At 44.7% G+C, this 10864-nt stretch carries 9 protein-coding genes and 1 pseudogene; 4 read left to right on the forward strand and 6 right to left on the reverse strand.

All coding sequences use genetic code 11. The features are described 5' to 3' along the window. From ACNKW2_RS07145 to ACNKW2_RS07155, 3 genes and pseudogenes are all read left to right on the forward strand, one after another. Positions 1-653, forward strand: a pseudogene (locus tag ACNKW2_RS07145) (hypothetical protein); the annotation flags it as partial. A gap of 4 nt (positions 654-657) precedes the next feature. Next, the gene (locus ACNKW2_RS07150) at positions 658-975 is read left to right on the forward strand and encodes a DUF2523 family protein (RefSeq protein ID WP_419147937.1); all 318 of its coding nucleotides are present in this window, start codon (positions 658-660) and stop codon (positions 973-975) included. Positions 976-977: 2 nt separating this feature from the next. Further along, the gene (locus ACNKW2_RS07155; protein WP_419147938.1) at positions 978-2171 is read left to right on the forward strand and encodes a zonular occludens toxin domain-containing protein; all 1194 of its coding nucleotides are present in this window, start codon (positions 978-980) and stop codon (positions 2169-2171) included. A gap of 536 nt (positions 2172-2707) precedes the next feature. On the opposite strand, the gene ACNKW2_RS07160 is transcribed toward ACNKW2_RS07155, so the two are convergent. The 6 genes from ACNKW2_RS07160 to ggt all read right to left on the reverse strand — a co-directional run bounded on the left by ACNKW2_RS07160 (position 2708) and on the right by ggt (position 10193). After that, positions 2708-3946 carry a DUF642 domain-containing protein gene (locus ACNKW2_RS07160; protein ID WP_419147939.1) on the reverse strand — a complete coding sequence of 413 codons (1239 nt, stop codon included), beginning with the start codon at positions 3944-3946 and terminating at the stop codon, positions 2708-2710. Between the two features lie 196 nt (positions 3947-4142). Beyond that, positions 4143-4715: a MiaE family protein gene (locus ACNKW2_RS07165; protein WP_419147940.1), complete on the reverse strand. Its 573-nt coding sequence runs from the start codon at positions 4713-4715 to the stop codon at positions 4143-4145. Between the two features lie 45 nt (positions 4716-4760). Beyond that, on the reverse strand, positions 4761-5414 hold the full coding sequence (locus ACNKW2_RS07170; protein WP_419147941.1) for a sulfotransferase: 654 nt from the start codon (positions 5412-5414) through the stop codon (positions 4761-4763). A gap of 318 nt (positions 5415-5732) precedes the next feature. Beyond that, positions 5733-6437: an SIMPL domain-containing protein gene (locus ACNKW2_RS07175; RefSeq protein WP_419147942.1), complete on the reverse strand. Its 705-nt coding sequence runs from the start codon at positions 6435-6437 to the stop codon at positions 5733-5735. A 121-nt stretch (positions 6438-6558) separates the two neighbouring features. Further along, positions 6559-8253 carry an NAD-dependent malic enzyme gene (locus tag ACNKW2_RS07180; RefSeq protein ID WP_419147943.1) on the reverse strand — a complete coding sequence of 565 codons (1695 nt, stop codon included), beginning with the start codon at positions 8251-8253 and terminating at the stop codon, positions 6559-6561. A gap of 173 nt (positions 8254-8426) precedes the next feature. Further along, positions 8427-10193, reverse strand: coding sequence for a gamma-glutamyltransferase (gene ggt / locus ACNKW2_RS07185; protein ID WP_419147944.1), 1767 nt, complete (start codon positions 10191-10193; stop codon positions 8427-8429). An 82-nt stretch (positions 10194-10275) separates the two neighbouring features. Here ggt and rrtA point away from each other — a divergent pair, with 82 nt between their 5' ends. Next, the gene (gene rrtA / locus ACNKW2_RS07190) at positions 10276-10860 is read left to right on the forward strand and encodes a rhombosortase (protein ID WP_419147945.1); all 585 of its coding nucleotides are present in this window, start codon (positions 10276-10278) and stop codon (positions 10858-10860) included. Positions 10861-10864: the final 4 nt, after the last annotated feature.

Raw genomic sequence — 10864 nt, forward strand, 5'->3', positions numbered from 1 at the left:
GCGGCGATGATGGCTCAGGCGGCGATGATGGCTCAGGCGGCGATGATGGCTCAGGCGGCGATGATGGCTCAGGTGGCGATGATGGCTCAGGCGGCGATGATGGCTCAGGCGGCGATGATGGCTCTGGTGGTGATGATGGCTCAGGTGGTGATGATGGCTCAGGTGGTGATGATGGCTCAGGTGGTGATAACGGCTCAGGCGGTGATGATGGCTCAGGCGGTGATGATGGCTCAGGCGGTGGTGATGGCGACCAACCATGTGAGGGCGACGACTGCCCCGATAGTGACTCCGAACTGGCTGAACTCTTAGCGGCAATTCTTGGCTCTGTGACCAAAAAGGGCGACCCCACCATGTTTGACCCCGCCAACGCGACCAGCTTTTGGGAATCCGAATACGAAGACGGCTTTCAAGGTGTGTGGGATGAAAAAGCCGAGTCACTAAAAAGCACCGAAGCGGCGCAATTTATCCAACAATTCAAATTCACGGGTGGCGGCGCTGCGCCTGATAACCGCATTTGCTTTAACCTTGGCCAATACATGAATTATGGCTGTAAAGACATACCACTCCCCAGTGCCACCGTGATGGCCTTTATCAAAATCTGCATCTTAGTCACGGCGGCCTTCCTGTGCAGACGCATCATATTTGGAGGATAAGACGATGCTAGCTTGGCTTGTTCAAACGTGGGAAGACTTCAAACTCTTTGTGTATTCCATGATGCTGACGTTCTTTGATGCACTCAAAGACATTTTCTTTTGGCTCATGGAATCACTGCTTGATTTAATCATTGTCATCCTTGATGGCCTCGGCACGTTATTCGATGGCTTAAACGTGGCGCAATACATCAACGCCATCCCGCCAACCACCCAATACTTTGCTACCGCCTCGGGCTTGGGTCAGGCCATGGGCATGATAATTACGTCACTGACCATTCGCTTTTTACTTCAACTCATTCCATTTACTCGGCTAGGGAGCTAATCATGATACACGGAATATCAGGTAAAACAGGGGGCGGCAAAAGCTACGAGGCCGTAGTAAGGCATATCATTCCAACCGTCACCCAACACCGCCGCAAGGTGGTCACTAATCTACCTCTGAACATTGACCACTTTTGCTCAATCTATGGTGACTATTGCCGTGACTTAATCGAAGTCATCGACGGCGAATTTCATAACTACGGCGGTGAGCGTCCATTCTCCAAAAAGGAACATTACCTGCAATACCAGGACTGGCAAAATGACCAGGGCAACCGCGTTTACTTCTTTATTGACGAATGCCAGCTTTGCTTACCGCAGCAGGGCACGGATAAAGAGTTGATCCAGTTCTATGAAATGCACCGGCACTATGGCTTTGACATCATGCTTATCACACAAAACTTTCGAAAGATTAACCGTGATATACGTGATTTAGTCTCGAACCACTACCGTGCCATTAAGAAATCCATGCTGGGGCAAGATGACCAGTACATCTTAAAAGTGCATGACGGCGCAAGCGCATCCAATGCTACGGTCGTGGCTACCCATGAACGCCACTATGAAGCCAAGTATTTTAAGTTCTATTCTTCGCATACTAAGTCCGATACCGCCATCAAAGAAGCCGCGCCCGCCGACGTAAAGAAATGGTGGGATAACTGGTTTATCAAAGGGGCAGGGGTCATGTTCGCCTTGTTCGTGTTTATCTTAATCATGGCCATTAACAGCGAACCAAGCAAAAAAGGATCAAATCAAGAACAAACACCAACGCCCGCCACTGGCCAAGTCCAAACACAACGAAATTCAGTGCAAAACCTACCACCGAACCCAGCTGGCCAAGACCAACAACCAACGCAAACCCATTACCAAAGACCTTACGTGCCCGAAGAACCTGAGCCACCCAAAGCCAAACACCCATTTCATAAAGTGAGTTTGCACATCAACGGCTGGGCAGAATACACGGATAGAAACCGCATTCGAAAAGACTACTACATTGGCGCGAGCCAAAACGGCCAACTCATCTTTGAAATGACACTGAGAGATTTATTCTTAGCTGGCTATGACGTCACGGTGCGTTCTGGCTGCATGATAGAAATTGCGTGGCAAAGTCATTATCATGACTTTATTACTTGCGATTCACCTAAAATACAGATGATGCCTCAAGAATCTGTTGGTGAAGTTGCTCAAACCGTTACTGAATAAAATTACACTATGTCCAATACTAATCAATATCGGTCATAAGCTATTGATAATTAACGGATTAAATATTTATTTTAATTGTTTTGAGTCTTGTAACAACCTCCCATAATTTACGTTATGTTAAATAGGTTATTGTGAGACAATATGTCCCACTTTCATACTTGAACGTAAATGCCCTACGAAACTTTTCTATTTGGGTCTTCAACTCTAATTATTTTCAATTAACCACTCACTAATCCATAGCTTTAAAGTCTTATATCAAATGATCACCACGTCTTCTGAGGATTGTTGGTTTAATAGAATCCTCTAGTCATAGTTACTGGTGCGCTTATTGCTCATACATGATTAACAGACTGCACTTTATAGTTCATTACATTGCCAGGCTGACGTTGAAGCCCTAGTTAGTTGAGTGATTGGTTCAAACAGTTAAAGACATGAATTGTTTTGTATGAACTTTTTACTTTGCGGTGTGCGCTATTGAAATGATTTAATTGGTTAGCAGGCTTAAACATTCCTAGTGTAAGCCTGCTAATAAGCGATTAGTTATTGCAATCACTATCTGAGACAAACGTCAGATCGTTAATATGCTTTGGACCTTCCATGATAAAGGTGGCTGCGCCAGTGTTTGGATTTAAAGAATAAATTTTGGCGTTTTCATTGGGGTTACGGCCTGAGACATATAAAGTACCGTCGGTTGCTACCGCAAGACCCGATGCCCAATTCACACCGTGCTGCCCTATTAAATCTAGCTCCATGTTGCCTTTATCTAATGAATAAAGTGCTTTTCCAGTAAGAACATAGATAAGGTTGGTGTCTGCAGAGTATGCAATATCACCATGAGAAAAGTCATCACCTGAGTATTTTAGCTTACCCAGCACGGTTTTCTTGGCGGTTTGCATATCAAATTCATACAGATAGGTTTTGCTGCTGGCTAATAGTTTGCTGCCATCAGGGGTAACTGTTGAACGGTAAATTGGCCACGAAACCGTGTTAGCAACCGCTGTTTGTTCATCATAGGCAAGAGAAACACGCCACAACGTAGATTGCTTGCTCGATTTATCTAACTGCTCTAGGAAATACAACGCACCATCATGTGCCGCAATATTTGAGGCTGTGTTTTCAATGCCTTTAACAAAGCTGTAAGTTTGTTCGCTAACATTGAACGCATAAGCTGAGGTGTTATAGCTACTAATACCGTAGAGCCCTGCTGCACAGGTTTGTGGATCTTCAGTGCCTGGGGTTGTTGTGCTATCGTCTTGCTGCTCAGTAACCACTACGTTATCTATAAATGCGCCATAAGAATCAGACTTTCCAGCGCCGCTAAAGCGTAGTTCACTTTGCTCTTTAGTGGCTGTCACAGTAAATTGATAGTGCGTCCAACCTCTTGATATAGCATTCAACGTGGCCAGTTGTTGTCCGGCAAAGCTCACTGTGGCGCGGTTAGTATTATTATTGTCTTCTACTCGAGCAGAATAATAAAAACTGATGTGGTACTTTTTACCAACTGTGGTTTTGATCGTTTGTGAAGCACTGTAGTTTCGGGTTGAGTCCAGTTCCAGATACTGCTCGCCCTGCTCTGGTGTAATGATCCCTAAACTGGCTTTTTGTACTTCAAATTTAGCACCATCATTAGACCAGCCCGGTAATGAGTCCAGTAAACCCCAATTACCTGAAATAGCAGCAGTTGACTCAAATGAGCCGTTAGTAACAAGATTTTCCGCCGCATTACTCGCACCACAAGCACAAAGAATACCTACAACCAGCAGTTTTTTTATCATAAATACACACCACAAAGTAAATTAACTGTTAATGAAAAGCGCATCAGCTAGCACTATAGTATTGATTTATACCTTTGTAATCAAGAAGGGTAAAAGCGTTTATGAATAAATGAGAGTTAAGTTCAAGATAAATTCGACATAATTTGGTACTTAAGTCGTATAAAAACCTCCCCTAGGTTTAGGGGAAGGCCATTTATTAGTGCAGCGCTGCAGTAAATGGGGTGCGTTCACAGATCTCTGCTTCAGCGAGGAGAATTTCTTCTAAACGTTGGTCAATAATCGCTTTGTCAAAATATTCATAACCCAGTTCTACGAAGAGGTTTTTATGTTTTTCTTCTGATTTGGCAATCATGACGTAAAAATCTTTTTCTTTACCTTCGGGCAGGGCTTCGGCAACCAAAGAAAAACGTTCATGTCCCCTCGCCTCTATTACCGCCGCAACTAAAAGACGGTCAATCAAATATTCATCAGTCCCTTGACGGAACAAACCGCGCATACCTTTAATGTATGGATCTTTTTGATCGTTACCGAGTGTGGTGCCACGTTCAGTGAGTAGTTTTAAAACCTGTTTAAAGTGGATCATTTCTTCAATGGCCAAATCCGCCATGGCTCTAACCAATTTGATTCTATCTGGATAATGACCAAGCATGGCCATTGCCATGCCCGAAGCCTTCTTTTCTGCGGCGGCGTGATCTTGTAAAAACGTATCAAAGTCAGCCATGACTTTTTCAGTCCAGCTAAACGGCGTGTGATATTTCAATTCAAACATGATGACTTGTTGTTGATAAGAGTATACGTGCAGTATATCAAACTGCTAGGTGTTGGCGAAGGGTTCGCTATATAGCAAAGTGTCTTTATCGGCTTTCCCGGCTCTGGTGGATTCAACCTTTAAAGGGTGGCTTATCCATTTCCAAGCCGTGACTTTACCACCAATATTAACATGCGGAACCGCGACCGTTCCGGCTTTACCGTTACCTATGTACGCGGCCAGTTGGCTGCCAATATCGGCTTGATCAATTGTCACATCAAGTAAAGGCAATTGATGTTGCTGTGCGAATTGATAAACCTGCTGTTGATGTCGTTGATAACAATCGAACCAAAAGTTATCACTGTCAAAGTGCTTATCAAATTCAGGAAACACAGATAAATAGCAGCGTTTAATGGTGTCATTAAAACCACCACGCTGCGAAAGCAGGTTGTTTTGCATCGCTGTCATTAAGCGCTTAATAGAGGGGAGCCATAGTTCAAATGGTCGTGATAAATGCAGTAATTTACTGCTCGGGTATAAGCTAACGAGGTTTTTATAATCACAAAAAACAGGTGTGTCAGCGAGCAGCTGAGCCTGACCAAGTGCCTCACGGGTGTAAGCAGTGTGGGCCGTTTTAACCCCAAGATGCAGTGCCGCTATGCAAACACTGGTGGTACCGGTGCGTGGTAACCCTGTAACTAAAATCTTCGCTGTGTTCATGACCTGGTTCAAATACGTTATACCAATCCGCATTAATACTTGCTCAATTTGAGGGAGCAAATTCGACGCTAACTGCGTTAAAAATTTCTCATTTAGAACAACTAAATAGCAAAATTTTCGCCTTGCCTACAAGGATGTAGGTACCTTGGCGGTAGCAGGACGCGAGAGCGGTGTTATCGACAGAATTTTCTTGCCTCAAATAGACCACTTAATTAAGCGAATTGGTATTAGTGATCCACTCAAGGCAAGGACATAAATAACAAAACGCCCTCATCATGAGGGCGTTAGTGTAACTATTTATGGTATTAACAACCAGAATTAATCAATTAAATAGACGGCATAGACTTCTGCACTTAATTTGATACTTCCGGTGTTATAGGCATCTTTTAAAGCGCTAGCATCCGCTTCCATTGCCATTGGGGCTGCGCGCATATACGGCCGTGTGGGTGTTTGCATTGGCTGCATTGACACAGAATAAAGCTTGGCCAACTCAACATCAAATTCAGTAGCAAGTTCTTTAGCCGCTTTTTTGGCGTCTTTAATGGCGGTTTTTTTCAGGCTATTAAGAAACTTACTCTCGTTCTCTACCGTAAACTCTGTGTTGTTAAACTGGTTAATGCCGCTGTCGACCAAGGCTTGTAGCAATTTAGGATAATGGCTGATGTGCTTTAGTTTAAGGGTTAAGCTGCGGCTGACTCGAAAGCCCTTAAATTCTTCTTCGTTAGTGTCACGGTTATACCGTGTTTGGCGATAAACATTAAGTTGATCGGCATGAATATCATCGCTGGCGATGTCAAAGCGCTTAGCAATTTCAATTGCTTTAGCCATCACGCTATCAACGTTCTCTTTTGCTTTAGGTAACGCTTTATCTTTTTCGGTTATGGCCACGCGGATCACGGCCGTATCAGGCTGCACCTGCATAAATGCGGTGCCTTTAACGTATAAGTGGGGCGCGTCAGGTAAAGCACCTGCAAAGCTAAGTCCTGATAAGCACAAAGCGAAAAGTCCGGTAAGTATGCGCATTTTCTGCTCCTAAAAATTCATTCCCTGCTATTCAAGCACATTTGCATTAACTACTCCTGAATTCTGCTCTTGCGGTAACAATGATTAACAAAAAGGCCGACATAATGTCGGCCTTAAACGATTAAATACTACAGCGTTTGTAGTTTCTGTATTCTGGCAGCCAGTAGTTGCGTTCAATGGTCGCCCAAATGGCATCGTCTTCCATTTCCAGTGCCGCGCCCTCTTCCATGGCCTTTTTCGCTACCGCAAACGCAATGCGTTTACTTAGCGGCTCAATTTCGGTCAGTGCCGGTAATAAGCTGCCTTTGCCTGTATTGGCTCGGGGCGATGACTCAGCTAAAGTTTCGCTGGCCACCATCAACATACTGTCAGTGATACGATTCGCTTTAGCTGCTAACACACCTAAGCCAATACCAGGGAAAATATAGCTATTATTACACTGTGGGATCACTGTGGTCTGGTCGTTATGTACCACCGGCTCAAACGGGCTGCCGGTTGCCACAATGGCTTGACCATCGGTCCAAGCAATCACGTCTTTTGGATGAGCTTCAACCTGACGTGATGGGTTACTTAGTGGGAAGATGATCGGTTGCTCACAACCGGCGTGCATTGCTCTTATCACCTGCTCGGTAAATAAGCCTGCCTGCCCAGATACACCAATTAGAATATCTGGTTGCGCACAGTGCATTACGTCAAGCAAGGAGGCGTATTCACCACTGTAAGTCCAGTCTTTTAAGTTCTCATGCTGCTGTACAAGCGCGGCCTGAAAATCTCTAAGGCCTTCCATTCCTTCGGTCAATAGACCAAAGCGGTCAACCATAAATACTTGGCTGCGAGCCTCGGCATCTGAGATCCCCTCAGACACCATTTGACTAATGATTTGCTCAGCAATACCACAGCCTGCAGAGCCGGCGCCAACAAACACCACTTTTTGCTCCGACAGTTTGGCCCCTTTGACCCTACAGGCCGCTAACAATGAACCCACAGTAACGGCTGCAGTGCCTTGTATATCGTCGTTAAAGCTACAAATTTCATTGCGGTAGCGTTTCAATAACGGCATGGCATTAGGCTGTGCAAAGTCTTCAAATTGCAATAATACATTCGGCCAGCGACGTTTAACGGCTTTAATAAATAGCTCTAAGAACTCATCGTATTCCTCTTGAGAAATACGTTTATGTCTGGCGCCCATGTACATAGGGTCGTTCAGAAGCTTTTCGTTGTTGGTACCAACATCCAACATCACCGGTAACGTATAAGCTGGGCTAATACCGCCACATACGGTGTAAAGGGCCAGCTTACCAATTGGGATCCCCATGCCGCCTATACCCTGATCGCCTAGACCTAGAATACGCTCGCCATCGGTGACTACGATTACTTTTACTTTGCCTTTAGTGGCATTGCGTAAGATATCATCAATGTTATAGCGGTCTTCATACGAAATGAACAAACCACGAGAGCTGCGGTAGATATCAGAAAACTTTTCGCAGGCATCGCCCACCGTCGGGGTGTAGATGATGGGCATCATTTCTTCTAAATGATCTCGTACTAAACGGTAATAAAGGGTTTCGTTATTATCCTGAATAGCACGTAAGTAAATGTGCTTATTTAAGTTATCGTTAAAGCTGGAATACTGTTGGTAACAACGTTCAACTTGTTCTTCAATGGTCTCGTAGCGTGGTGGGACTAAACCGGCAAGGTTAAAGCTTTCGCGTTCACGCTGAGAAAATGCACTGCCCTTATTTAACAGTGGCGTTTCGAGTAGCGTAGGACCTGAGTATGGGATATAAAGATAATTTGGATCAGATTTTTTAGTCATATTTACAAGCTGGACACTAATTTTTTAGTCTAAAGGTTCATTATTGTCGAAAAGGATTAAATTACAATGAATTTAGTGCTCATCAGACCAATATTAAAAGTGAGCCAAAACACCTAAACTATTGGTTTTGGCTGCACTTTATTGTAGCTTAAAAGCGTTAGCGACACTATGAGTTATTCGCTGCTTTCTCCTAAAGCAACCCCTTCTCGACGTGGATCGGCACCACCTTCTAAGTATTTGTTATGCACTGCAATGGCATGCAGACCAGAATTGAGGTCGCGGACCTGTACGCGATGGCCTTTTTGCTCAAAATAGTCAGCGTGCTTAGCAAGCTCCGTTCCTTTTTCTAAGGTGGTGTATTTATTGCGATTGGTGATCTTAGGCAAATCGATTGCCTGTTGTGGTGATAACCCCCAATCTAATACGCCTACAATGGTCTGGGCAACGTAGTTAATAATACGACTTCCCCCAGGAGAGCCAACTATCAGCTTTAATGAGCCGTCTTTGTTAAACACCATTACTGGCGACATTGAACTGCGCGGGCGTTTTTTCGGTTCAACCCGGTTCGCTACCCATTTATCGCCAACTTTGGGTGATAAGGCGAAGTCAGTTAATTGATTATTAAGCAAATAGCCATTGACCATTACGGTGGAACCAAATGCCATTTCAATGGAACTCGTCATGGAAATGGCGTTACCTTGGTCATCAACAATCGACACATGAGTCGTTGATGGTAACTCGTAACTGTCATCCATGGCATACGCAACCTGCCCCGCGGTTGGATCGCCAACCGGAAAATTATTATTGTCGTTGTCGCCGATAAGTGCACTACGTCCTTGTAGATATTCTTCATTCAATAACGCTGCAGTGGGAACCGTGGTAAAGTCTGGATCGGCCACGTAATAGTCACGGTCGGCAAACGCCAGCCTCGAGGCTTGGGTGAATAAATGCAAGGCTTCTAGGTCGTTGGCTTTATATTGACTGAGCTTAAATGGCTCAAGAATTTTAAGCATCTGCAGCACAGCAATGCCACCGCTGCTTGGTGGGGCCATCGAGCACACTTTATACTCATGGTAGTTGCTGCAAATGGGGTCTCTCACCTTACTTTGGTATTGCTCTAAGTCACTAAGTTGCAGCTTGCCTGGGGCAATGTTTGAATTTTGCACTGCCTGAACCAGTTTAGTGGCATTTTGACCTTCATAAAAAGCATCAATACCTTGATAGGCTAACTTAAAGTAAAAATTAGCCAACTCTGGATTTTTCTTGGTCGTGCCAGCGCGAAGCGCTTTGCCATTAGGATAAAAATACTCTTTCGCAGGGCTTAACTTGGTCAGGCCGGGGTTAAGGCGTTTTTCCAGTAGCATCTGCAGTCTAGGAGAAACGGTAAAGCCCTCTTTGGCTAATTGAATGGCAGGTTTGAATAGCTCCAGCCAAGGTAATTTACCATATTTATCGTGAGCCTGTTTAAAGGCATGCAAAATTCCCGGCACGCCCACCGAGCGGCCACCAACCACGGCTTCTATCCATCGTACTGCTTTGCCGTTACGGTCTAAAAACAACCCAGCATCGGCGTCTTGTGGTGCCGTTTCACGACCATCAAAGGTGATCAGTTTATCTTTACTTTTATCATAATAAAGAATGAAACCGCCACCGCCAATGCCTGAGGATTGTGGCTCTACCAGTGTCAGCACTAATTGAGTTGCTATCATGGCATCCACGGCGCTCCCCCCTTTGGCTAACATCAGCTGCCCGGCCTTGCTAGCGTATGGATTTGCAGCCACCACCATGTACTTTTCTGCGGTGCGAGCTTGTTTGGCCTCAAAGCCCGTTGCCGCTTCCGGCTCTCGGACTTCTCTTTGAGCTTGCTGCTCTAAGGCTTGGGTATAATTAGAAAAGGTGAGTGTCGCTATCACAGCCAGGGATGCAAGTGTTTGTTTCATAATAATCGTATTACTGACTTCATAATGTTGGCATCATAAAAGCAATTAGGCACAATATGCAAAAATTAAATTACGAAATGCTATGTTTGAGCTGCCATTAGAAAGAAAATACCTGCTGCCGCCGTTATTACTTGCTTGTATTGCTTCAGTATTGATGCTTTTACAATTAGGGCCTATGTTAGACTTTGACCGCAACGCCATCAATCAAGGCGAGCTCTGGCGCATCCTAACCGGGCAATTCATGCACAGTAATGTCTACCACTTGCTACTCAATGTGCTGGGTATTGTATTTATCTGGTTATTGCACGCGGAATACACTCGACCCCGTCAATATGCCTTTAATGTGTTGTTTTTAGCGCTTTGGACTGGGGCGTTAATCTATTTCTTGGCTCCTAATATAGTTGTATATACAGGCTTAAGTGGCTTATTACATGGCGTCATTATTTGGGGAGCGGCGCAAGATTGTCGTCGTAACATGGTCACAGGCTACCTTTTATTTATTGGCGTTTGGCTTAAAATCGGCTTTGAACAAAGCCAAGGGGCCAGTGTTGAAGTGGCACGTTTAATCGAGTCACGGGTGGCAATTGAAGCGCATTTATACGGTGCCGTGGGCGGTGTAATCTTGTTTATTGCTGACTTTCTATATCATCAAAAAAGGCCAGCATAGCTGG

This window comes from Pseudoalteromonas 'SMAR', from assembly GCF_048515945.1.
GTDB lineage: Bacteria > Pseudomonadota > Gammaproteobacteria > Enterobacterales > Alteromonadaceae > Pseudoalteromonas.